General features: G+C 50.2%; 16 protein-coding genes. 11 read left to right on the top strand and 5 right to left on the bottom strand.

The window, feature by feature from the left end:
- Positions 1-77: 77 nt before the first annotated feature.
- The gene (locus tag MKZ24_RS30220; protein WP_042233621.1) at positions 78-1,358 is read left to right on the top strand and encodes an MFS transporter; all 1,281 of its coding nucleotides are present in this window, start codon (positions 78-80) and stop codon (positions 1,356-1,358) included.
- Positions 1,359-1,369: 11 nt separating this feature from the next.
- Here the strand turns inward: MKZ24_RS30220 and MKZ24_RS30215 are convergent, their stop codons facing one another.
- Positions 1,370-3,238: an ATP-dependent DNA helicase gene (locus MKZ24_RS30215; RefSeq protein ID WP_231637799.1), complete on the bottom strand. Its 1,869-nt coding sequence runs from the start codon at positions 3,236-3,238 to the stop codon at positions 1,370-1,372.
- 398 nt (positions 3,239-3,636) lie between these two features.
- On the opposite strand from MKZ24_RS30215, the gene MKZ24_RS30210 reads away from it, so the two are divergent.
- The 4 genes from MKZ24_RS30210 to MKZ24_RS30195 all read left to right on the top strand — a co-directional run bounded on the left by MKZ24_RS30210 (position 3,637) and on the right by MKZ24_RS30195 (position 13,752).
- Entirely contained in the window at positions 3,637-4,923 is a 1,287-nt protein-coding gene (locus tag MKZ24_RS30210; protein WP_042233625.1) for a hypothetical protein, read from the top strand.
- A 77-nt stretch (positions 4,924-5,000) separates the two neighbouring features.
- Positions 5,001-6,416, top strand: a complete 1,416-nt coding sequence (locus tag MKZ24_RS30205) for a PAS domain S-box protein (RefSeq protein ID WP_340789490.1) — start codon at positions 5,001-5,003, stop codon at positions 6,414-6,416.
- Between the two features lie 401 nt (positions 6,417-6,817).
- Positions 6,818-8,020 carry an ATP-binding protein gene (locus tag MKZ24_RS30200; protein ID WP_340789488.1) on the top strand — a complete coding sequence of 401 codons (1,203 nt, stop codon included), beginning with the start codon at positions 6,818-6,820 and terminating at the stop codon, positions 8,018-8,020.
- Positions 8,021-8,037: 17 nt separating this feature from the next.
- The gene (locus MKZ24_RS30195; RefSeq protein ID WP_340789487.1) at positions 8,038-13,752 is read left to right on the top strand and encodes a HAMP domain-containing protein; all 5,715 of its coding nucleotides are present in this window, start codon (positions 8,038-8,040) and stop codon (positions 13,750-13,752) included.
- 63 nt (positions 13,753-13,815) lie between these two features.
- Here MKZ24_RS30195 and MKZ24_RS30190 read toward each other — a convergent pair whose 3' ends face one another.
- Positions 13,816-14,865 carry a LacI family DNA-binding transcriptional regulator gene (locus MKZ24_RS30190; RefSeq protein ID WP_197073050.1) on the bottom strand — a complete coding sequence of 350 codons (1,050 nt, stop codon included), beginning with the start codon at positions 14,863-14,865 and terminating at the stop codon, positions 13,816-13,818.
- Positions 14,866-15,207: 342 nt separating this feature from the next.
- On the opposite strand from MKZ24_RS30190, the gene MKZ24_RS30185 reads away from it, so the two are divergent.
- From MKZ24_RS30185 to MKZ24_RS30165, 5 genes are all read left to right on the top strand, one after another.
- Positions 15,208-16,713 carry a DUF5605 domain-containing protein gene (locus MKZ24_RS30185; RefSeq protein ID WP_042233636.1) on the top strand — a complete coding sequence of 502 codons (1,506 nt, stop codon included), beginning with the start codon at positions 15,208-15,210 and terminating at the stop codon, positions 16,711-16,713.
- Between the two features lie 14 nt (positions 16,714-16,727).
- Positions 16,728-17,771 (top strand): Gfo/Idh/MocA family protein, encoded by a 1,044-nt coding sequence (locus MKZ24_RS30180; RefSeq protein ID WP_340789485.1) that lies wholly within the window; start codon positions 16,728-16,730, stop codon positions 17,769-17,771.
- A gap of 187 nt (positions 17,772-17,958) precedes the next feature.
- Entirely contained in the window at positions 17,959-19,170 is a 1,212-nt protein-coding gene (locus tag MKZ24_RS30175; protein ID WP_042233640.1) for a sensor histidine kinase, read from the top strand.
- Between the two features lie 63 nt (positions 19,171-19,233).
- A complete protein-coding gene (locus tag MKZ24_RS30170) occupies positions 19,234-19,719 on the top strand; it encodes a hypothetical protein (RefSeq protein WP_340789484.1) in 486 nt (161 codons plus the stop codon).
- A gap of 70 nt (positions 19,720-19,789) precedes the next feature.
- Entirely contained in the window at positions 19,790-20,425 is a 636-nt protein-coding gene (locus MKZ24_RS30165) for a serine/threonine-protein kinase (RefSeq protein ID WP_042233642.1), read from the top strand.
- A gap of 22 nt (positions 20,426-20,447) precedes the next feature.
- Here MKZ24_RS30165 and MKZ24_RS30160 read toward each other — a convergent pair whose 3' ends face one another.
- Positions 20,448-20,921, bottom strand: a complete 474-nt coding sequence (locus tag MKZ24_RS30160) for a hypothetical protein (RefSeq protein WP_042233644.1) — start codon at positions 20,919-20,921, stop codon at positions 20,448-20,450.
- Entirely contained in the window at positions 20,914-21,447 is a 534-nt protein-coding gene (locus MKZ24_RS30155) for a hypothetical protein (RefSeq protein WP_042233646.1), read from the bottom strand. Before MKZ24_RS30155 ends, MKZ24_RS30160 begins: the two co-directional genes overlap by 8 nt.
- A gap of 368 nt (positions 21,448-21,815) precedes the next feature.
- Here MKZ24_RS30155 and MKZ24_RS30150 point away from each other — a divergent pair, with 368 nt between their 5' ends.
- Positions 21,816-23,339 carry a glycoside hydrolase family 43 protein gene (locus MKZ24_RS30150; protein ID WP_042233648.1) on the top strand — a complete coding sequence of 508 codons (1,524 nt, stop codon included), beginning with the start codon at positions 21,816-21,818 and terminating at the stop codon, positions 23,337-23,339.
- Between the two features lie 92 nt (positions 23,340-23,431).
- Here the strand turns inward: MKZ24_RS30150 and MKZ24_RS30145 are convergent, their stop codons facing one another.
- Positions 23,432-24,376 (bottom strand): NAD(P)-dependent oxidoreductase, encoded by a 945-nt coding sequence (locus MKZ24_RS30145; RefSeq protein ID WP_042233650.1) that lies wholly within the window; start codon positions 24,374-24,376, stop codon positions 23,432-23,434.
- Positions 24,377-24,426: the final 50 nt, after the last annotated feature.

Below are 24,426 nucleotides of genomic sequence, written 5' to 3'. Positions count from 1 at the left end.
CTTTAAACTTAGGTGTATTAAATAATGCCGTAGGAACCACAATAAGCAGGATGTGATTACAAAGAAGGTGGTTCGCCATGAAAGGTTCAAAAGGAGCATTAATTGCACTTGCTTCCATTCCGTTAATCATGACACTTGGCAATTCCATGCTGTTGCCTATTCTGCCGCAGATCTCCAAAAAGCTTGGTATCACTGCTTTTCAGGTCAGTATGATCATCACGGTGTATGGCCTGATTGCGATCTTGATGATTCCGGTTGCCGGTTACTTATCGGATCGCTATGGGCGAAAAATCGTTATCTTACCCAGTCTTTTCCTTGCAGCCATAGGCGGAGCTATTTGTGTTGCCGCTGCCTGGTTCTTAACCGGAGTCACTGCTTACTGGGTCATCCTCGGAGGGCGTTTAGTCCAGGGGGTTGGAGCCGCAGGAGCCTTTCCGATCGTCCTTCCCTTTGTAGGCGATCTGTTCAAAGATGAGAAAGAGGTTAGTAAAGGATTGGGAATCATTGAGACCTCCAACACCTTCGGTAAAGTATTAAGTCCAATCCTTGGTGCTTATCTCGGGACATTGCTATGGTATGCACCCTTCATCGCGATTCCAGTCCTGTGTATGATTTCCTTTGCGCTTGTTGTATTTCTGGTGAAGAAACCCAAGTCGGAGGAGAAGGCCGAAAAGAAAAGCATTGGGCAATTCTTAACCGGCATCAAAGAAATCCTGCATGAAAGGGGCCGCTGGCTGTATGCCATATTTGCGATAGGCGGAATCTGTATGTTCGCAACCTTCGGCGTGCTATTCTATTTATCGGAGACGCTGGAGTCGGAGTATAACCTGCATGGGGCCTCCAAGGGGTTTGTACTGGCCATCCCCCTTGCACTTCTGTGTCTGGCCTCCTACGGAAGCGGCAAAATCATCGGCAAAAATAAGCTGTTAATGAAATGGATCGGTTTCGGAGGTATGGCGGTGCTTACTACAGCCATGCTGATCACAGGCTTTAGCCAGAATATATATTTCATGGTAGGCTTCTTAAGTTTAAGCGGAGTTGGGATTGGTGTGGTTCTGCCCTGCATGGATGCGCTGATTACGGAGGGAATAGACAAAGAGAACCGTGGAACAATCACTTCCTTATACAGCAGCATGAGGTTTATCGGGGTTGCGCTGGGCCCGCCGGTCGTGTCCCTTCTAATGAACCGGGGGCATTGGGTCTTATTTGGCACTATGGCAGCCGTAGGGGCAGCTGGCGGACTGTTGTCCTTTTTCGCTGTTACTCCAAGCAAAGGGGAGGCTGGAGGCGAGAACAATTTGAAGCAAACCAGCATGAAGCTTAAAAAAGGAAATCCGATGCGCCAGCGTGTCCGTTAGAGCGGTTGATATCAAATTTTATCAAATTTCTCCTGTACAAACTTCTCCAGCACCCTGAAATCCTCGGTAACACGCTTGAAGGGTAAAGCTCCCAGCACCTTATCCCGGTAGTCCTTATGGGCTGCAGCGGACAGACGGGAATCGAGGATACTGAGCACACCCAGGTCCGTTTCACTGCGGATCAGACGCCCGGTGCCCTGTCTCAACCGGAGCAGCATGTCCGGGACGAATACGTCTTTCAAGGGGTCCCCGGCCAAGGAGGCCTTATATTCATAGACCGGATCGGCAGGAACCGGGAAGGGGAGCCTGACCACAATTAACTGCGATAAATCGGAGCCTGCGATATTTACGCCCTCCCAGAATACCCCCGTACTCAGCAAAACGCCTTTACTGGCCCGGAATTCAGCGATTATCCCGTCCTGGGACGAGCCTTCCCTCTGCACATGCAGCGCCCAATTAAGCTTCTCGGCGCTTAGCTTCTTATGAATGTACTTCATATCCTCTTTTGCCGAAAAAAGCACCAGTGTCCGCCCGTCCGTCAAATTACAGAGTCTCAGCATCTCCTTGTACGCTGCTTCCAGATAGGCTTCCCGGTTGTTGTGGTTATAGTAGGGAACGTTCCTGGCAATGTACATCAGGGTGTGGTTATCGTAATCAAATGGTGAAGCCTGGCGCTCCATATAATCTCCCCGGTATCCGAGAGACTCTGTCAGATAAGCGTATTGTTCCTCCAGCGTATCTCCGGACTGGCACAGGGTTGCTGACGTTAAGATGACAGAGGTCTTCCCGTTAAACAAGCTGTGTTTCAGGAACTGGCTTATACCTTTGGGACAGATACTGACCGTGCTCTCCCCCCGCGTATGGCTTGCCCAGATCAGATAGTTGTCCTCCGCTCCGGCGAGTACAGCAAAGAGGTCGATAAGTCCGTTTATGGCTTCAAAAGCATTGTCAATCTCCCGCTCACGCCGGGAAGTGAAGACGGACAGGCTGAGACTGAACTCTTTCAATACCTGAATTCCCCGCTGCAGCGGGACTCCTGTAATCTCCGATACTTTGATCCGGTCATTGTCCTGCTTGGCTGTGTGCAGCAGATCCGCCTCTACCTGTCTGAAAATATCTCCGGCGCATCTTTTTATGAATTTATACTGTGCCATTAGCCCCTTATCTGCGGATTGCCTGAAAAGAATCTGTAGGGCGTCCTCCAGTATGCGGCAGGTTCCCCGGAAGGTGAATTCGAGCGTTCTTGCATCTCTGACCTTTGCTTCGAGATTATGCGCTTCATCTATTATGATCAGCGCCGGCCGTTCCGTAATTAAGCCCTTGGTTCCTTCCTTCTTCTTAATCAGGTCACGGATAAGCAGGTCCTGATTAACGATAATGAAATCCATGTCGCCGGGGCCGGCATTAATTTTGGCCCTCATCTCGTAGAACGAACAGGTGCTACGGTAATGGCATTGCTCAAATTTGCAATCATTCACACAAACACCGGACCACACCGCGTCGCTAACACCGCCCTCAATATCTGCCCGCTCATCGATCCCGTAATTCACAATACGTTCGGCAAGCGCAGACAGGGGGGAAGCGGCAGCATCCGGCTTGTATAGTTCAGCAGCCCTATACCGGCAGGCATATTGCCCCATCCCTTTCCCTACTACGGAGCGGACCGAAGTGAACCCGAGCCGGCTGCCGATGAACCGCAGATCTTTATGGATCTGTTCGGAGAGCTGGATGGAGGAGGTGGCAATAACGACCGGCTGCCGGGAGATCTGGTTAATGAGCAGGCCGGGTATAAGGTAGGCGAAAGACTTGCCGATGCCGACTCCGGCCTCAATCATCGCATTGCGGCTATGTACATAAGCATCCGCGATATCCAGAGACATATCCTGCTGGCCGAGCCTCTCTGTGAGGCCGATCCGGGGAAACCGGTCATACATCCGGAAGATGGCATTGACCAGAGCGGGTTCGATGTCCTTTTTCAGCTCCCGCTTCTGTAATTTATAGAGATCATTTAACCAGCTGATAACGACCGCCCCTTTTCTATAATCAATGATGTGCCTGTCCCGTATCTATTTGGGTGAGGTTGTTATTATCATAGATGAAGCGCTAACAGTCAAGGGTTAGAATGTAATTTAATGGATTTTGGACACCTTTAACCTTTTCAGATACACTACAAGAAGTAGATGTTTTGCACACTTGAAGGGCGATTATATTTCGGGTATTAACATATAATGGGACAAGAATCTAAGTCTGCGGACTTATACAGAACAGGAGAGATACAATGAGTGAGCGTCTGCCCTGTCAGACTCCGGGCTGTGAGGCGACCATTCTTCCTGCAACGGCGCATAAAACAGGTGGAATCTGCATGCCTTGTCATCAGAGGAAGCTTACGCTTGCGGAGAAGGCATATATTGAGCAAAACCGCAAAGAGGTTAATTTGTATGCCGGTGTAGGGGATTTGGTTGAAATTCTTAAAATCATGCACCAGCCGCGGAAATACAACCCTCTTATCCAAGAAGTACCCTATCCCAAGACCGCGAAGGAGCTCTATCATCAGCTGACGGAAAGCGGACGGGAGCGTCTGGTGGCTTACGCGGTTACCTTAATGGAGGAAGAGGATTTTGACCAGGCGGAAACCATTCTATTGTCGCTTACCTGTTATACAGACACCCGGATTGGGCGGGGGCTTGAGGTGTTTTTTCGCAAAGGCAAGTATTATCCTGCAATTCTCTATAAGGACGCAGGAGCCGTTATACGTGATCAGCTCATGGATCAAGTGGAACGCGATCCGGTAAATCGTAATCACTTGCTGCTGGCGCTGGCCTGGATTGGCGATGAAGAGGTGGCCCGGCTGTTTGCGAAATGGAGGCAGTCGCCGCCGGAGTGGGCCTCAGAGTTATACCAGTCTCCGGAAGCCTATGCTCACGAAGCGGGCTGGGAATTAGATGCCGGAGGCAGAAAGAGGCTGTTGTTTCACCCGGAAAGTTACCTTTTTAAAGTGTGCGGGGAAGACAATAAGGGAGTATCCCGGGATCTTTCAGCGGTGAAGACTTTACAGACAGGAGCCTATTCCTGCCCATGGTGCAGAAGTAAGTTGACAGTTATTTTTGATTACGACTTGCACAATTCATTAGTCCAGTTTATGGAGCTCTCCGGCCGATATTTGAGAATTGCCGCCTGTTTGCACTGTAATTGTTACGGCACCGTGTTTATGAAAGTGGATCTGGATGGCGGCTATGCATGGAGCGAATATAATACTGTTCCTGACTACTTGCCTGATAACGAAAGCGAGTTGGAAGAACCGGCATGGCATTGTATGCAGCTGTCGGAACAGCCGGCAGGCAGCTATGAAAATGCACATTGGATGCTTGAGGCGCCGGCATCACAAATCGGGGGACATCCGACCTGGATTCAGGATGCGGAATATCCCGCATGCCCATGCTGCTCGGAGACCATGGAATTTATCGCGCAGATGGATATGGAACAAGCAGAGGACAGCGAGGGAATCTATTATGCATTTCTGTGCAGGGATTGCCTGATCACAGCTGTGAATTATCAGCAGACATAGGCCTGCTTTTGTCACAGATAAGTTCCAGACAACATGTTACCATGGATGGAAAATAAACTGGCCGCGGGAGCTGCTATATGAGTTGTTTTTCCGTTCATCACAAGATGCATTATTCGCTGTATTCCTTTGCCGAACACAGTCCGGATCCGATTTACATTCTAGGCACTGATAAAAAGGTGAGTTACGCCAATTCAAACTTCGTCGAGCTATACGGCTGGACAATGGAGGAGCTGAACCAGTACGATTTCCCGCATGTCCCTATGGTGCTTAGGAACGAGCTTGCACAGATGTATGTTTTCATTGACCAGGGGCAGCGGCTGTTTGCCCTCGACACCTTTCGGATTAAACGGAACGGTGAGCTGATCAGTGTCAAAATAACCATCTCTCCTGTAAAAGATCTGGAAGGGCGCATTACGGCTTATGTATGTGTGCTGCGGGATGTAACGGAGATCAAATTCTCAGAGCTGAAATATTATAAACTTTTTAATGAAGCGAATGATCCTATCTTCATTTATGAACAGGATGAGGGGGGCAAACCCTCGAAGTTCCTGGATGTGAATGAAGCAGCCTGCCGGATGCTGGGCTATACACGCCGCGAACTGCTGGACAAGACTCCTTATTCCATCGCTGCGGAGGTGCTGGTGCCTGAGGTGGACAAGACGTTTGGGTGTATTCTTAGCGGAGAAGGGATGTTCGTCGAATGGGTTCAGGTAACGAAAGACGGCAAGGAGATCCCGGTGGAGATCAGTGCAAAGCCGTTTAAGCTGAATGGCCGGGAAATGGTAATTTCGATTACCCGTGACATGACAGAGCGAAAGAAAACCGAAGAGTTCCTGAGGTATAACGAGAGCTTGTCCATGATAGGTGAGTTGTCAGCAGGCATTGCACATGAAATCCGCAATCCGCTGACCAGTATCCGGGGGTTCGTCCAACTGCTCTATTCCCAGTCTAAGATGAATAAGGAGCTGCACGAGATAATTTTATCTGAAGTGGACAGGATTAATTCTATTATCAGCGAACTGCTGCTCCTGGGCAAGGAGATGCCGTCAGAAATGTCAGACTGTAATCTGGTCCAGCTGTTAAGCCAAGTAGTCGTACTGCTGAATGCCCAGGCGCATTTGACAGACAACGAAATTATTATGCACACGGACCTCGACAGACTGCTTCTTAGATGTGCGGGCAACAAGCTGAAGCAGGTCTTTATCAATATGCTGAAAAATGCGATAGAAGCAAGTCCGCACGGAGCAGAAATTACCGTAGAGCTGAGCCGTGAGGGGAATATAGGAGTTATTCGCATCACGGATAATGGGCCAGGCATACCGGCAGAGCTTATTAGCCAGATCGGTTCGCCGTTCTTTACGACCAAACCGGGAGGCAATGGGCTTGGTGTTATGATTAGCAAGAAAATCATACATAATCACAAGGGGACTCTCCAATTCTTGACGAACCTGCCGGCAGGGACGATAGTTGAGATTATTCTGCCTGTGCTTTAATGATTAGAGTGTACATACATAGCATCCCCTAAGAGCAGGAGGTCAGGAAATAGACCTCACTGCTCTTTTGATTTTACTGACACCTTTGGTGATTCCAAACTGACGGAGATTCTCTAGATCTTTGAGCCGGAAGTTACACCGGGATTAACCCGGCTGACATGTTCAAGTATTCCGACGTTGACGATCCGGTCAAAGATCTGGCTCCTCCAAAGATATATTCAAAAAAAGTCCCTTCTTTTCTGGAAATATAGATTGATTAGACAAAACGCCGGGAAACATACATGTGACCGGCGACAAAGGCTGGGGAAAGTCGAGTTTCGTTATTTGAAATTAGGGGTATATAAGCTATATTTTCGAAATATAAACGTCAGCAAGCCACAAGTCGGAAAGTGAGGGTCCTCATGGATTTCCCAGTCAACATCCTTCTCGTAGACGATCACCCCGAAAACTTGCTTGCCATTGAGGCCCTCCTAAGCGGAGAACCCTACCATCTATTTCGGGCATATTCCGGGGTAGAGGCTTTACGCTGTTTATTGGAAGAAGAATTTGCCGTCATCGTCATGGATGTGCAAATGCCGGGAATGGACGGGCTGGAGACGGCACGCCTCATCCGGACCCGGGAGAAAAACAATTACGTGCCTATCATCTTTGTGACTGCGACCAGCAATGCAATGGAGGATATCTTCGCAGGCCATTCAGTCGGAGCTATGGACTATATGACGAAGCCCTTCGTCCCGCAGCTGTTCAAATCCAAAATCGAAGGGTATGTCAGCATGTATGAAGCTAACAAAACCCTGCAGATCCAAAGCGACATGCTCAAGCAACAAGCGAAGCAGATGGAGAAAACGAATCAGGAGCTCAGAGAGGCCAAGGAAGCGGCGGAAATCGCATCCCGTGCGAAATCAGAATTTCTGGCCATGATGAGCCATGAAATTCGGACTCCGCTGAATGGAATCATAGGCATGTCTGATCTGCTGCTCACCTCCGATTTGCCGGAAGAATATGCTGAGATGGCGGGAATTATCCACACGAGCAGCAATGCACTGCTTTCGGTCATCAATCCTATTCTCGATTATTCCAAAATTGAATCCGGAAAGATGGAAGTGGAAGAGGCGCCGTTCTCCCTTCAGGACTGCCTGACTGAAACGATTGATTTGTTCACAGCCAAAACCAGGGAACGGAATCTGGAGATGGCTGTGACCGTAGATCCTTCGATTCCGACTTATATAATGGGAGATATGACCCGCCTCCGTCAGGTATTGAATAATCTGGTGGGTAATGCAGTGAAATTCACCCATGAAGGCAGTATATACATAAGGGTTAACAAGCTGTCCGAAGAGGCGAATACGCTTACGCTTGAATTTATAATTAAAGATACGGGGATCGGAATTCCCCCGGATAAGATAAACGAACTGTTCCAGCCCTTCTCCCAGTTAGATGCCTCTACAACACGCAGGTTCGGAGGCACGGGGCTGGGATTATCGATCAGCAAATCTTTAGTTGAATTAATGGGCGGCAGCATCCGGGTAGAACCGTCGATTGAACCTGGCGCCACCTTTGTTTTTACAATTGCAGTCAAACAATTCCAAGTAAATAATGCATAAGGGGCAGGGTTGATACTATGAGCGATCAAAACCACAGCAAAGAGATAAGCGGGGATCAGATTGATGCCGGCGAATTGCTCAACGCCTTAATGGCGATGAAGAAAGGAAACTTCTCCCACAGAATGCCCTATGACCGCACGGGAATAGCCGGTAAGGTAGCGGATACCTTCAACGAGATCATGGATATTCAGGAGAGTCTGGTGAATGAAGTCCAGACAGTAGCCAGAGTGGTCGGTAAAGAAGGTAATCTGTCGCGAAGATTCGTTCAGAAGAATCTGGGCGGCTCCTGGGAGACCATTACCGATTCGCTGAACGGGATGGTTATCGACTTAATTCAGCCGACCAGCGAGATGGTCCGGGTGATTAACGCCGTAGCCAAAGGCGATCTATCCCAGAAGGTGGAGTTGGAGATTGAAGGACGGCCGCTCACTGGTGAATTCCAGCGGACGGCAAGCAATATTAACATGATGGTGAATCAGCTCAGCACATTTGCCTCCGAGGTCACCCGGGTAGCACGCGAGGTCGGCACGGAAGGGATTCTGGGCGGCCAGGCAGATGTCAAAGGGGTATCGGGAACCTGGAAAGACTTAACTGACAGCGTAAATTACATGGCGACTAACCTCACGGATCAGGTACGTAATATTGCGGCGGTAACGACTGCTGTGGCGAACGGTGATCTGTCAAAGCAAATTACAGTAAATGCACGGGGAGAAATCCTTGAGCTCAAAAATACGATCAACACCATGGTGGATCAGCTCTCCATGTTCTCTTCCGAGGTTACTCGTGTAGCGCGAGAGGTTGGCACGGAGGGTAAGCTTGGCGGGCAGGCAGACGTGAAGGATGTATCGGGTACATGGCGGGATCTAACCGAAAGCGTAAACTACATGGCCTCCAACCTGACCAACCAGGTGCGTAACATCGCGGTTGTGACCACAGCGGTCGCAAACGGCGATCTGTCGAAGAAGATTACTGCCGATGTCCAGGGCGAAATTCTGGAGCTCAAGAACACCATCAACACGATGGTGGATCAGCTGTCGACCTTCGCTTCCGAGGTTACCCGGATGGCGCGTGAGGTCGGTACGGAAGGGATCCTTGGCGGACAGGCGGATGTTAAGGGGGTATCGGGTACCTGGCGGGATCTGACGGAAAGCGTAAACTACATGGCTTCTAACTTAACCAATCAGGTGCGCAATATCGCCGAAGTGACAACCGCCGTCGCTAAGGGCGACTTGTCGAAGACGATAACCGTTGATGCGAAAGGCGAAATTCTCCAGTTGAAAAGCACCATCAATATCATGGTGGACCAGCTCAGCAACTTCGCCTCCGAGGTAACGCGCGTGGCGCGGGAGGTTTCTACAGAAGGCATTCTCGGCGGCCAGGCGGATGTGAAGGGAGTGTCCGGCACCTGGAAGGATCTAACGGACAGCGTTAACTTTATGGCCGGTACCCTGACCGATCAGGTACGTAATATCGCTGAAGTGACAACGGCGGTTGCCAAGGGCGACTTGTCCAAGCAGATCACGGTAAATGCGACCGGAGAAATCCTGGAGCTCAAGAACACCATTAACACGATGGTAGAGCAGCTCTCTACCTTCGCTTCCGAGGTTACCCGTGTGGCACGTGAGGTCGGTACCGAGGGCATGCTGGGCGGACAGGCCCAGGTTAAAGGCGTTGCCGGGACCTGGCGGGATTTGACCGAGAGTGTAAACTATATGGCCTCGAACTTGACCAATCAGGTGCGTAACATTGCTGTTGTAACGACGGCAGTAGCGAACGGGGATCTGTCCAAGAAAATCACTGCCGATGTCCAGGGCGAAATCCTGGAGCTCAAAAATACCATCAATACAATGGTGGACCAGCTCTCGATGTTCTCCTCTGAGGTGACGCGTGTGGCCCGCGAGGTAGGTACAGACGGCAAACTGGGCGGACAGGCGCAGGTGAAGGGCGTCGGCGGAACCTGGAAAGACTTGACCGAAGGCGTAAATAATATGGCCCGGAATCTGACGGACCAGGTGCGGAATATTGCGGACGTTACGACGGCGGTAGCCAAAGGGGATCTGTCCAAGAAGATTACCGTAGATGTCAAAGGTGAAATCCTGGAGCTCAAGAATACGATCAACACCATGGTGGACCAGCTCTCGATCTTCGCTTCTGAGGTTACGCGTGTAGCGCGCGAGGTCGGCACGGACGGCAAGCTCGGGGCGCAGGCAGAAGTTAAGGATGTTTCTGGTACCTGGAAAGATCTGACCGATACGGTCAACTACATGGCCAGCAACCTGACCATTCAGATGCGCAACATTGCCGGTGTTACGACAGCGGTAGCGAACGGCGATCTGTCCAAGAAGATTACGGTAGATGTTAAAGGCGAACTGCTTGAGCTGAAAAATACGATTAATACGATGGTGGACCAGCTGAATTCATTCGCTTCCGAGGTTACCCGTGTGGCCCGCGAGGTCGGTACAGACGGTAAGCTGGGCGGGCAAGCCCAGGTGCGCGGCGTCGGGGGGATCTGGAAGGATCTGACCGACAACGTTAACATTATGGCGACCAATCTGACGGATCAGGTGCGCGGGATCGCCAAGGTTGTGACGGCTGTTGCGAACGGTAATCTGAAGCAAAAGCTGACCGTGGAAGCCAAAGGCGAAATCGCCGAGCTGACCGATACCATTAATAATATGATCGAGACGCTGGCGACCTTCGCCGACCAGGTGACCACGGTGGCGCGGGAGGTAGGCGCCGAAGGGAAGCTGGGCGGACAAGCCAGTGTGCCTGGAGCAGCAGGAACGTGGCGTGACCTGACCGACAACGTTAACTACATGGCGAGTACGCTTACCACGCAGGTTCGAGCCATTACGAATGTTGCCACGGCGGTAACGAATGGCGATCTGTCACGGGCCATCGACGTATCCGCCTCCGGAGAAGTCGCGACACTCAAAGACAATATTAACGAAATGATCCGGAACCTGAAGGAGACGACCCGTATCAATACTGAGCAGGATTGGCTCAAAACCAACCTGGCCAAATTCTCAAGGATGCTGCAAGGGCAAAGAGATCTGTACGCGGTGAGCCGCATGATCCTGTCCGAGCTGGCTCCGCTTGTATCTATGCAGCATGGGGTCTTCTACATCAATGAACCGTCCGGCGGTGAAGCGGTTCTGAAGCTGTTCGCCAGCTATGCTTACCAGAGCCGCAAGCATCTGGCGAATGAATTCCGGGCCGGGCAAGGGCTGGTCGGCCAGTGCCTGATTGAGAAGCAGCGCATCCTGCTTACCAACGTACCGGGTGATTATGTAGTGATCTCGTCCGCACTGGGAGAAGCCACACCGCTTAATATTATTTTGCTGCCGATTATATTCGAAGATCAGGTGCTGGCGATTCTGGAGCTGGCTACCTTCCGTCCATACAGTGATATCGACATTGCCTTCCTGGATCAGCTTACCGAATCCATCGGCATTGTGATCAACACCATGCAGGCAAACCAGCGTACGGAGGAATTGCTGATCCAATCACAGTCGCTCACCGAGGAGCTCCAGAAGCAGCAGATGGAGCTGCGGAGTACGAATGACGAGCTTGAGGATAAAGCGAAGCTGCTGGTGCTGCAGAAGGCGGAAGTCGAGAGCAAGAACCATGAGGTAGAGGTAGCCAAACGTTACCTGGAGGAGAAAGCGGAACAGCTTGCCCTCACGTCCAAGTACAAATCCGAGTTCCTGGCCAACATGTCTCATGAGCTGCGTACCCCGCTGAATTCCTTGCTGCTCCTGGCAGAACAGCTGGCCGAGAACCCGGATGAGAATCTTCATGAGATTCAGGTGAAGTTCGCGAAGACCATTCAGGACTCCGGACTTGAATTGCTTAACCTTATCAACGATATTCTGGATCTGTCCAAAATCGAATCGGGCACGATTACGCCGGATTACAGCGAGGTTTCTCTGGCAGAGCTGACAGACGGGCTGGACCGTACCTTCCGCCATATGGTGGATGCCAAGAAGCTGGACTACCGGATCATCATTGATTCCGGTGTGCCGGCCAGAATAGCAACGGATTTCAAGCGGCTGCAGCAAATTCTGAAGAACCTGCTGTCCAACGCCTTCAAGTTCACGGAGCAAGGGCAGATCATGCTGCAGATCCGCAAAGCAGGCGAGGGCTGGCATCCGGAGAATGAATCGCTGACGCGGGCCAAAACAGTGATCTGCTTCTCTGTAAGCGACACAGGAATCGGTATCCCGCCTGAAAAGCAGCAGATTATCTTCGAAGCCTTCCAGCAGGCGGATGGCAGCACGAACCGGGAATACGGCGGGACAGGCCTGGGTCTTGCCATATCCCGCGAGATTGCCGAGATGCTAGGCGGAGAAATCACCCTGTACAGTGAAGCGGGCAAAGGGAGCGTCTTTAATCTGTACCTGCCCACTGAAGCGGAATTCACCGAGCCGGAGATCCCCAAGGCACATGTTCCGGAGGTGATCGATATCACCCCATCCAAACGCAGAAGTACTCTGGCTAAGCCGGCAGATGACACGTTCCTTGATGACCGGGATCAGATCGGGCCGGGAGACCGTGTCTTCCTGATTATTGAGGATGACCAGAAGTTCAATGAAATTATGCTGGATCTGCTCCACAAAAAAGGAATCAAAGCCGTGATTACATCCAGCGGCTATGATGTGCTGGAGCTTGTTCATAAGTACCAGCCGATTGCTATAACACTCGATCTGCATCTCGGCGGAGACGCCGACGGCTGGCTGGTACTCGAGCAGCTGAAGAACGATATTGAGGTGCGGCATATTCCGGTCTGTGTGATGACGGTCGATGAGGATGAGGTACTGCTGTTACAGCGGGGCGCTCATGATTACTTCCGCAAACCGGTAACCAATGAAGAGCTGGAGAATGCGCTCGACCGTCTGAACCAGTTTGCAGATCAGAAGACCAGAAATCTGCTGGTGGCGGTCCAGAATGAGGAAGAGCGCAAGCAAATCATTGAGCTGTTAAGCAACGCTGATATCAGTCTCACGGCAGTGGACACGGCACGCAAAGCATTGAACCAGATCAACACCAAAGAATTCGATTGTGTGGTGCTGGACAGCGGCCTGACGGAGATGAATCTCATCCGGTTTATCCGGGATATGTACAAGAACGCCAAGAACAAAAGGATTCCCGTCCTGGTCCACATGAGCAGGAAGCTAACACCGGCGGAAGAAAGTGAGTGGGATGAGCTGGTCAAAATGGCGGTGCTCAAAGAGGTGAAATCGAATCTCCAGCTGATCGATGAAACGACCCTCTTCCTGCACCGCAAGGCGGAGAACCTGCCGTCCGGTTCAAAGGATAAGCTGGTTAAGCTGCATCACTCGGATGAAATGATTGAGTCTAAAAAAGTGCTTGTAGTGGATGATGATATCCGGAACATCTTCGCACTCACTTCCATTCTGGAACGTCATCAGATGAAGGTCATCCCTGCGGAGAACGGCCAGGATGCCATCACTCTTCTGGAACAGACACCGGACATCGAAATTGTCCTGATGGATATCATGATGCCGGGGATGGACGGCTATGAAACGACTCGTGCCATCCGGCTCAAGCCGGAATTCAAGGACCTCCCCATTCTTGCGCTGACGGCGAAAGCGATGAAGGGAGACCGGGAGCTATGCCTCGAAGCAGGCTGTTCGGATTACATTACCAAACCGGTCAACAGTGCGCAGCTGTTATCTATGATGCGTACATGGCTGGATAACGATAACTAAGACTTATCAAACAGGAGCCGATTCCAAAGCCATGAAAAAGGCTGCTTGGATCAGGCTCCTATTTTATTCAAAATGATGGGAGGGTTCAAGCCGCAGGCAGGATGATCTTTCGATAAACAGCGTATCGACCTTGACCTTGGTGGTGACGGCAGACGGCCTTTGAATGGCAGCGGTTAACAGATCAACAGCCCATGCAGCCATCCGCTCTTTCTCTACATGAACAGTAGTCAGCTCCGGTGTCACGATAAGAGCTTCGTTGATATTATCAAATCCGATGACAGACACATCATCCGGAATCGAGAAGCCCAGTTCGCTGAGCGCCTTCATGGTGCTGATGGCAATATAATCACATTCACAGAAGAAAGCTGTGGGGAAGGGCTGTCCGCTCTCCCGTAAGTGCTGAAGCTTGTCCAGCAACGGCCCCTGGGAGGAGAACATGGTTGGGGGCACCGCCAGAATGTTGCTCCGGGATATCTCCACATGATATTCAGCCATTGCTGACATGAATCCCCGTTGCCGCTCATCGAAGTTATGTATCCGTTCCTCGGAAGCGATATAACCTATTCTCTGATGTCCCCGCTCTGCCAGATAGGTCCCTGCCTGATAAGCCCCCATGTAATTATTGATCTCCACAAAATGGACAGGGAGCGCATCGAAGCAAGTGTCCAGGACGACCAGGTGTGGCAGCTTGTCCGCAATATCGGCAATTCTGGAAGCCCCTAAATTGGTGCCCAGAAGAATAACTCCGCTGGTCCGTTCCTCCATAATCGTCCGGATTCCCTCCGCATAGTGCTTCTCTTCGATCGCTGAGAAGATCAGGCTGTAACCGCCCATACGGCAGCGCTCTTCAATATGATGAATGAGCTCCCGGAAAAAAGGCTGCTGATAATATTGCTCATGGACAAGCCCGGCATTGGTGAACACCAGGAACCTCAAGGATCTGCCGTTCGGATCTGCAGGCGCCGCCCGTCCTTTACCTGAATATCCTAATTCTTTGGCCAGGCGGAGAATACGCTCACGTGTATCCTGTGAAACCCCTGGTTTCCCGTTCAGCGCCAGAGAGACGGCTCCTTTGGAGACCCCGGCCAGTTTAGCAAGCTCCTCCATATTCAACGGATATTCCTCCATTCTGAGCATGTTAAGTATGTTTAGTGTAAGGGAAGATATTAAATTTAGCAATTGGACAGATTTCTTATGGGATCGATCGGGCGAGTTGATAGAAGCTCATAGGTTATGGTGGAGTGTTTAGCTTTGTTTAGTTGATCTTAGAGCTGATTAAACCACTTTTCATACTGAGAAATAACGTTATTGACGAAGTTTGCTTGCGTAGTGTAGGATTATTTTATATAAACAATATTGGTTTATGTTAAATTTGTTTAGTATTTGTTTAGTTTTTTTTGTTATTTTTATTGATCGTTATTTATCTAATGTTTCATGCTGAAGGGAGCAGGTATTATGACTATTCAAGGGAGTGTCTCTATTTCGGTCCCAAACCCGGTCCTCCAATGGGGAGTATGTGAAATTGTACTGCATGGAGGGCCAGTACAGGGAAATCCGTTTACGGATGTTTCATTACATGCACAATTTACACTCGGAGAGCGCTCAATTCAAACTTCCGGGTTCTATGACGGGGAGGGTGTGTACCGCATCCGGTTCATGCCAGGCAGCCCAGGGAAGTGGGGGTTCCGGACAAGCAGCTCAGAACCCTCTCTTCACGGAATTGAAGGAGCCTTCGAATGTTCTGCGGCAAGTGCAGGGAATCATGGGCCGGTCCGCGTCAGGAATACCTTTCATTTTGCCTATGAAGACGGGACGCCGTATCTTCCTGTCGGAACCACGTGCTACGCATGGACCCACCAGGAAGAAGAGATGGAACAGCAGACTCTGGAAACTTTGAAAGCGACTTCATTCAACAAAATAAGAATGTGTGTCTTCCCTAAGTCATATTCCTACAACTCGAATGAGCCAGTGTATTATCCGTTCGAAGGCTCGCCTCAGGATGGCTGGGATTATAGCAGATTTAACCCGGCATTTTTCCGGCATTTGGAGGAGCGGATTGCCGACCTCGGCGCACTTGGCATCGAGGCAGATCTTATTCTATTCCATCCCTACGACCGCTGGGGATATGCTGATATGGGCAAGGAAGCGGATGACCGTTATCTTCATTACCTCGTGGCAAGACTCTCGGCTTACCGCAATATCTGGTGGTCTCTTGCGAATGAATATGATTTCATGGGAAACAAGACGCTTGAGGACTGGGAGCGATACGCCAGAATCGTGACAGACAATGATCCTTATCAGCATCTGATCTCTAACCACAATGGCTCGATATTCTACGATTTTGGCCAACCCTGGGTTACCCACTGCAGTATTCAGCGTGTTGACGTATACAAGACATCTGAGAATACAGACGAATGGAGACAACAATGGAACAAGCCGGTAGTGATCGACGAATGTGCTTATGAAGGCAACATCGAACACGGCTGGGGGAACATTACCGGAGAAGAAATGACCCGCCGGTTCTGGGAAGGATTCGTCCGCGGAGGATATGTGGGGCACGGTGAAACCTATCTGCATCCGGAGGACAAGCTTTGGTGGGCCAAGGGCGGCCAGCTCTACGGAACCAGTCCTGAGCGTATTGCGTTTTTGCGGCGTGTATTGGAAGAAGGACCTGCCGGGGGCTTGAACCCCTTGCCTTCCCAGTGGGATCTGCCTTGTGCCGGGGTTGAAGATGAATATTATCTGTTCTATTTCGGGTTTAATCAGCCTATGTTCCGTGATTTCAAGATGAACCCTGGTATCCGTTATACGGTTGAGCTGCTCGATACCTGGAACATGACCGTGGAGACACTGGAGGGCGGCTATGAAGGCACTTTCCGGATCGGCCTGCCCGGGCGGACTTACATGGCGGTGAGAATGACGCGTCTCTATGGAGACAATCAGCAGTTAGGGACATCTTAGTAGAGGTGAAGGATATGTGGAAGATAGGTGTTGTGGGTGCGGGGTATTGGTCCGATAAGCATTTGAAGGCTTGGCAGCGTATCCCCGGGGTTCAGATTCAAGGCTTGTGCGATACAGATACGGAAAGGCTGCATAGAAAAGCACAGGAATACGGTATTCCTGCCGGTAAGCAGTACGCTACGCTGGAAGAGATGCTGGCTGCTGCAGATGTAGATGTGATAGATATAATTACTGCGCCTGGTACCCATCCGGAGTTAGTTGGTTCAGCTGCCCGGGCAGGCAAACATATCATGTGCCAGAAGCCGTTTGCCCGTTCCATCGAAGAAGCCCGTGGCATGGTTGAAACCGCCAAGGCTGCGAAGGTGCGGCTGATGGTCACAGAGAATTGGCGCTGGCTGCAGCCGGTCCAGACCCTCAAGCAATTGCTTGCTGACGGTGCAGCCGGAGACTTACAGATGATCCGCTACATTCATACCGATTATTATTCGCCGCGGTTTGCACCGGAGAATGAGCTTCCGCAGCCGTTCTTCCGGGAGATGCCGAAGCTGCTGTTCTATGAGATGGGCGTTCACTGGTATGATACATGGCGGTTCCTGTTTGGAGATCCTAAGCGGTTGTATGCGGAGATGAGACGGATCAGCCCGTACATTACAGGTGAGGATGCGGGACTGATTACCCTCGGATATGAGGATTATATGGGCTTAATGGATATGAGCTGGGCGACCCGGCAGAATCTGCAGGGCAAGCTAACGGCACCTGTGCTGCCTAATCATCTGGAGCAGCTGATCATCGAGGGAGATAAGGCAACAGTGAAGCTATACAGCAGCGGCACCATCAGCGTGATTGATAACAATGGTGAGGAGACTATAGCTTCGGAGAATAACGGTCTTGATTTCGAAGAGAGCCACTACCGCCTGCAGTCTCATTTCATTCACTGCCTGAACACGGGCGGGGAATTCCAGACGAGCGGAGAAGACAATTTGAAGACGCTGGAGCTAGTATTCGAAACGTACAGAAGCGCTGAGGAACATAGGGTTATACATTTTGAGCAGCTTTAGCGCCGTGATGTGTTCATGATAGATTATTACCAACACCCCGAACTACTCCGCCTAAGCGGAAGGCTTGGGGTGTTCTGTGTTTATACAAATAGATATTTTGAAATTGAAGTAAATATAGATTTGCTTATTTTGAAGCAGGAAAATATAAACACATATTGAATACATCAAGCAAAGAGGGAGGATGGAAATGGGATACAGTGAAAATCAGTTGCGCTCGTCATTAACACCGGCAGTTTCAATGATTCTGAACACTCATTATCACTCTGTAATCATGAAAAACCCCCAATCCGCCTGGTTCATAGAGACGCATAAGGAATTATTAGATGCAACCTTCACTATGACCTTAATGTCTATAATAGAAGCATTGTTCCTGGGGCCTTCTGATTATGAGCAGTACCTGCACACACAGGAGCAAGAGGGGTTTGCGCAAGGGGCTTATACTGCAGAGATATTTGGCGACCATTTTGATATTCTGCTTGAAATGAGCAAAGATTTGAACTTAACCGCCCAGAATATGATGTTTCGGACCATTGAAGCGCTTGTGGATGATTCGGCGAATCGGCTTTTTTTCTATAATCGGCTGATGGAATCCAACTGGACCCGGTTTACCGGCTTCGCTCAAGGTTATTTGTCTAATAAAAATCAGCAGATCGACAATCTGCATGAACAAAAAATCACGGTTATGGGACAGATGGCGGCAGGCATGGCACATGAAATCCGTAATCCGCTGGCTTCAATTAAGGGCTTCGCCCAGCTTGTGAATAATAGGCTTAACGAGCCTGAGATCAAAGCTAATGAACTGCGGGCCTATATGGATATTACAATTAAAGAGATCGATACGCTGAACGGCTTAGTTACAGACTTCCTGATGCTGTCGCGGAAAGGGGATCATGCGAAGAATAGCGGCGAAGTGTTTAATGTAATTGAGGTTATACATAGAGTAAACAATATTGTGAATCAGCTCATACTTAGCGGCGATATTATTCTGGCTGTGGATTATTCCGATGAAACTATTCTGACTTTCGGAAATGCCTCACAGCTGGAGCAGGTCTTCCTGAATATTTTGAAGAATAGCTTAGATTCCTTCACCGCATGCCAAGGCAAGATAGATATTACAGTAACCACTGCGGATGAGACCCATGAAGTCATGTTGATCTTCAAAGACAATGGCGAAGGGATACCGCCGGATAAATTAAAAAGGATCTTCGATCCGTTCTTTACCACCAAGCCAAAAGGGACAGGCATCGGCTTGTCCATCTGTAAACAATTAATCGAAATGTATGGCGGACAGATTAGGGTAGATTCAGAACTTCAGGCAGGAACCAGCGTGAGGGTTACTTTGCCGTGGGTGTGCGAATCCAATGAGCGTGTGAAGAGTGGTCTGTTGAATGCCCAGTAGGGAGCTTTGGTGTTTTCGCTGTGGTCCCCAAAGGCATAATTCGAGTAGGTTAGGGAGTGGAAGATGACTTCTATACTCAGTATGATTATTTTTTATATCTTCGTAGTCCCTTTATCTGTGTTCCTTCATGAGATGGGCCATGCAACTGCTGCAATAAGTTTAACTAAGAAGGAAGTGCTGGTCTGTATGGGGTCAGATAATCCCAGCCAACAGGCATCATTGAGATTAGGCCGTTTGAAAATTCACTTCACCTGGGGGTTAACCGGTAGCGTTTCGACAAAGAATGAGGGAGCAGCTCTTTCAAAAAGACAAATTATTGGCATTGCATTAGGCGGCCCCATCGTTTCGCTATTGTTAGCCGTTTCTATGCTCGTTGTATATCTATCTGTTCCAAAGAGTGCATTTATAGACAATCTAGTTTTTGCAGCCGGTATATTCAATCTCATTAACCTTGCTGTAACGTTAGTACCGGTGATCTATTCTGCAGGACCTTATGCCGGTCGTCCATCTGATGGGTATCGGATTCTTGCTGCTTTGGGGAGAAGATAGCTCATTAATATGTTTTGGCGTACACTGGAAGGATAGAGTAATTATCGAACTGTGCTGCGGGGTGAGTGGAATGGAGAAGCTGATCGAACGGATCAAGGGTGAATTATTGGCAAAAGCAACGATAGAGAGTGTTGATCCACTGGAACCCGTGAAGGTCCGTAGCGTGCCGAAGCCCTGGAGGGTGCTGGGAACAGGGAATTACGCCGCCGTATTCTATCATCCGGAAGCTCCCGATTATGCAGTGAAGGTGTACGCCCCGGGCAGGCCGGGCCTTGCGGAAGAAGCAGAGGTGTACCGCCGCCTCGGCCGTCATCCGGCATTCTCCGAATGCAATTACAGCGGACCGGACTTTCTGATCCTGAAACGGCTGCAAGGAGTTACCTTCTATGACTCGATGAAACGGGGAATTCTCATCACCGCGCAGGCCATAGAAGATATTGACAGTGGGCTGGGTTATGCCCGTTCCCGCGGACTCCACCCGCATGATGTCCACGCCAAGAATGTGATGGTTCAGGACGGCCGCGGCCTGATCGTAGATATATCCGATTTCCTGAAGGATGAGGACTGCAGCATGTGGGAGGATTTCAAGAAGGCGTATTATCACCTGTACCGGCCTGTTGCCTCCCGCTGGATGTTTCCGGTTCCCCGGCCCATTCTGGAGATCGTCCGCAAGGGCTACCGGTTGTGGCGGCGGTTGAAGGAATAAGCTGGGCGGTCACTTATTTCTATTACCGGAGGATGGAATAGTAGGCGACCGATTCGTCGATTAAGCGGGATAACGTCAACTCACGGAAGCGGCTGTTTACCGGGTATGGAGTAAAGACGGCATGTGAGTTTCCCTGATGCGCATGTTCTCCGTGCCCCGCGGTAACGGGAACCCTGACCTGAAGAATGCCGGATAAGGCGGATTGCAGCAATCCAAGCTGACCTGTTGCCCACTCCTGCTCCTTGCGGCGCAAGGTTACCAATATCTCCTCCACTGTTGAATGGTGAATACATCTCAGAGGAGCCCCCCATCTCGTCAAATCAAAGGATTGTCCACTTCTTGTAATCTCGATCTCGCATGCCCCGTAATGAATTTGTTCTCCCCAAGTGAGCCGCAGCAGCAGATATAATGAACCGGCCCGGACCGGTCTGTCGGCGAACGAAGGAGTGGTATCAAATGCAAAGAGTTCAATCTGTGACAGCTTGTTACTATTCATGGATGCTGCCCTCCTGAAGTTCCATAGGCACTATTGATGTTAAATGATGGGTTTGTTTCACCCGGGCCAGATAACCGGTAAGCTGGGCTTCATTCTCGCAAACGGCCGCATGCTCCAGCCAGATACTATATTTAGTTTTACGGACAACAGACAGATGCAAGGGGAAATTGTCACGGGACCGGAGGACATACCAGCCGCAAGGCATACTTTTCCAGGGTTCCTTGAAGGCTGTCCAAAAAGCCAGCCGCTTGCGCGTCTGCCAGTCACGTTCCTGCTGCTTGACTCGGATGCTAGTGTAAATATTGTACAGCACCTGTTCATTCGAACAAGTGAAGTAGGCTGAGGATCTGCAAAAGTGAAACAGAGTTTCAATCTGGTCTGTCCCAAATCCGTAACCCACAACATACCGTTGCTTGCCCTCTTCGTACCACAGTACCCCAAAGCTCGAAAACTCCAGACTTACCGGATCCAGCATATACGGATGAATGCCCAAATAATAGGTTTTCGCTGTCTGTATCTCTGCCACTCTTCAAGACTCCCTCCTGCTTACAGGAACTCAGCATAGTTGTTAAAGGGAATCATACACGCAGTTCTATTCCTTGTAAAAAGCGCAACCGGCGTTAAAAGTCTGCTATGGCACATATCCCGCCAGAATGTGAATATAATCCTGCTTAATCTTGGTGCCTGCATGTTTTTTCTTCTGTATACGTTAGTTTATTACGTTCTTAACGGGATCTTAACTGATGGCAGAATAGTCTTATAAGTTCTTAATCCCGGGGCAATGTCTATATTCTCCTAATCGGGTGACTTGAAAATTAAGGTTTGATATAGCCGGGTCCATTTACAATGGTAGGGATAGTTACAGCTAATTGAAAATGGACAGGAGCGCGGCCCATGCAATATACCAACCCCGTAATACCCGGATTTCATCCCGATCCCAGCATCTGCCGGGCAGGTGACGATTATTATCTGGTGACCAGCACATTTGAATATTATCCGGGAGTACCCATTTTTCACAGCAGGGATCTTGTTCATTGGCGTCAGATTGGACACTGCCTTACAACGGCCGGACAGCTACCTCTGGAGAATGCAGGGAGCTCCGGCGGAATATACGCCCCGACGCTCCGCTATCAGAACGGCTGGTTCTATATGGTGACAACCAACGTTAGCGGAATGGGCAATTTCTTCGTTAAGACACAGAACCCGGAAGGTCCCTGGTCACAGCCGTACCCGGTTGCGCAGAGCGGCATCGATCCCTCCCTGTTATTCGATGAGGACGGACGCGTCTACTTTCAGTCCGCCCGGGACGGTGAGCAGGGGAACGGTATCTACCAGTGTGAGATTGATATCGATACCGGGTGTATGCTGACAGAGAGTGTGCTGATCTGGAAGGGAACCGGCGGCGCTCATCCCGAAGCTCCGCATGTTTACCGGATTAACAGCTGGTACTATTTGATGATCGCCGAGGGCGGAACGGAATACGGGCATATGGAGACCATCGCGAGAAGCCGCCAGCCTTACGGGCCTTATGAAGCTTGTCCGCATAACCCGATTCTGTCCAACCGCAGTATGCACAGCAGCATACACGCTACGGGTCATGCGGATCTGATTGAAGCACAGGATGGCAGCTGGTGGGCATTTTGCCTGGGGATCAGACCGGTCTCTTATCCGATGGGGCATCATTTGGGCCGGGAAACCTTTCTGGCTCCGGTGACCTGGACGGCTGAAGGCTGGCCGGTGATTGGAAACGGCGGCCACATTGAGCCGGTTATGGACTCGCCGCTGCTGCCGGAAGTTTGCTGGCCGGAGAGGCCTGTGCGGGACCACTTTGACGGCACCGGGCTTGGCCTGGATTGGACTTTTTTGCGCAATCCAACAGAGGGAAGCTGGTCGCTGCTGGAACGGCCGGGGCATTTGGTGCTGCATGGCCACGAGGCCACGCTGAATGAGGCTGCTGCGCCAGCTTTTGTAGGCCGCCGGCTTAGTCACTTCACAGCCAATATAGCCGCAGCGCTGGATTATGAGCCGCAGCATGAAGGAGAAGAAGCCGGGCTTACGGTGTATAAGAATGAGAGGCATCATTATGAGCTGGTCCTCCGCACTGCAAACGGCCGGAGAGTCGCCGTGTTCCGGCGGACGGTCGGTTCGCTTCGGGTGGAGCATGTAGAGGAATGTCCGGCCGGACCGGTTATTCTGAGGATTAAGGCGCTGCCCGGGAGCATAGAAGCCTCGGTTCAAAGCCCGGAGTCCGGGGTGATAGAACTGGGCAGCGGAGAGACACATCATCTCAGCACAGAAATCTCCGGTGGATTCACAGGCGTATTCGTTGCGATGTATGCAACGTCAAGGGCGGGGCTGGCCGCTCCGGCAGCGTACGACTGGTTCGATTATGAGCCGCTGGATCAGCCCGCGGTATAGAGTACGGCGCAGGGGTCCATGCAGACCTGCTGTATGGACCCCTGCAACTGCTGCCCTGGCGGCAGGATCACCCGTCCCCGCTGGAGTTTAAATTATAACTGATTGAGCTTGCTTTCTGGCTCTTCCCCATTTTCTACACGTTTTATATTATTTATGAAGAAATCATATCTTTTTTTATGAAATTTTCGGCCATCAGGCATCCCTGCTGTATGGGGAGTAAGGATCACATTACCCAGCTTCCGGAGCTCACTGTCAATGGGAAGCGGTTCCGATTCAAACACATCCAGGCATGCGCCTGAAATATCCCCGTTTTTTAAGGCATCAATCAAATCTCTTTCATTGACAATCCCGCCGCGGGCTGTATTGATAAAAAGACTGGTATTCTTCATTTTGCTCAATGCCGCTTTGTTGATCAGCTGTTTGGTTTGCGGAGTCAAGGGTACATGTACACTGACTATGTCCGATGTGCTTAGAAGAGTATCGAAATCTGTCATTTTCACAAAACCGTCTGATTGAGGAGCAGCATGTCTAGCATAAGCCAGTACATTCATATCAAAAGCCCCGCAAAACGCAGCTACTTTTTTTCCGATAGCGCCCAAACCGATAATTCCAATCGTTTTGCCGTTCAATTCACTCCCTGCATAGTCCAATTGATGTTCATCCAGCTTGTTTTTCATGAAATTATCAAGAAACGGTATGTTTTTATAATAAGACAATATTAGTGCCATTACGTGCTCGGCCACTGCCTGTGCATTCACTCCTGCAGCATTGGCCACCCAAACGCCGAGCTGTGTACAGGCAGGGATATCTACATTATCAAATCCTGCACCCGTCTGTACCAACTTTAATTTCTTTGCGTTAGAAAGCAGGCTGTGATCCACTTTAATATGTTCAGGGATGAGTACCTGGCAATCTTCAATATGATGCAGCATTTCTTCTCCGGGCGGGACAATTACAACGTTCCAGTCTTGCGGAAAATACCTTACAATATTTGATTTTGCGGTCTCGTTAAAATAGCCAACTATGAGAATCTTCATTACTAAACCACCTTTCATATTTTTAAACATACTGAATAATTTTGTAAAAC

The organism is Paenibacillus sp. FSL R7-0297, assembly GCF_038009025.1.
Taxonomy (GTDB): domain Bacteria; phylum Bacillota; class Bacilli; order Paenibacillales; family Paenibacillaceae; genus Paenibacillus_AQ.
Note: the sequence above shows the minus strand (reverse complement) of the source record. Positions and strands in the feature narration are given on the sequence as shown.

Excerpts from the sequence above, each read along its gene's own strand:
- MKZ24_RS30220 (WP_042233621.1), top strand. The coding sequence starts at position 78 with ATGAAAGGTTCAAAAGGAGCATTAATTGCACTTGCTTCCATTCCGTTA.
- MKZ24_RS30215 (WP_231637799.1), bottom strand. The coding sequence starts at position 3,238 with ATGTCTCTGGATATCGCGGATGCTTATGTACATAGCCGCAATGCGATG.
- MKZ24_RS30210 (WP_042233625.1), top strand. The coding sequence starts at position 3,637 with ATGAGTGAGCGTCTGCCCTGTCAGACTCCGGGCTGTGAGGCGACCATT.
- MKZ24_RS30205 (WP_340789490.1), top strand. The coding sequence starts at position 5,001 with ATGAGTTGTTTTTCCGTTCATCACAAGATGCATTATTCGCTGTATTCC.
- MKZ24_RS30200 (WP_340789488.1), top strand. The coding sequence starts at position 6,818 with ATGGATTTCCCAGTCAACATCCTTCTCGTAGACGATCACCCCGAAAAC.
- MKZ24_RS30195 (WP_340789487.1), top strand. The coding sequence starts at position 8,038 with ATGAGCGATCAAAACCACAGCAAAGAGATAAGCGGGGATCAGATTGAT.
- MKZ24_RS30185 (WP_042233636.1), top strand. The coding sequence starts at position 15,208 with ATGACTATTCAAGGGAGTGTCTCTATTTCGGTCCCAAACCCGGTCCTC.
- MKZ24_RS30180 (WP_340789485.1), top strand. The coding sequence starts at position 16,728 with ATGTGGAAGATAGGTGTTGTGGGTGCGGGGTATTGGTCCGATAAGCAT.
- MKZ24_RS30175 (WP_042233640.1), top strand. The coding sequence starts at position 17,959 with ATGGGATACAGTGAAAATCAGTTGCGCTCGTCATTAACACCGGCAGTT.
- MKZ24_RS30170 (WP_340789484.1), top strand. The coding sequence starts at position 19,234 with ATGACTTCTATACTCAGTATGATTATTTTTTATATCTTCGTAGTCCCT.
- MKZ24_RS30165 (WP_042233642.1), top strand. The coding sequence starts at position 19,790 with ATGGAGAAGCTGATCGAACGGATCAAGGGTGAATTATTGGCAAAAGCA.
- MKZ24_RS30160 (WP_042233644.1), bottom strand. The coding sequence starts at position 20,921 with ATGAATAGTAACAAGCTGTCACAGATTGAACTCTTTGCATTTGATACC.
- MKZ24_RS30150 (WP_042233648.1), top strand. The coding sequence starts at position 21,816 with ATGCAATATACCAACCCCGTAATACCCGGATTTCATCCCGATCCCAGC.
- MKZ24_RS30145 (WP_042233650.1), bottom strand. The coding sequence starts at position 24,376 with ATGAAGATTCTCATAGTTGGCTATTTTAACGAGACCGCAAAATCAAAT.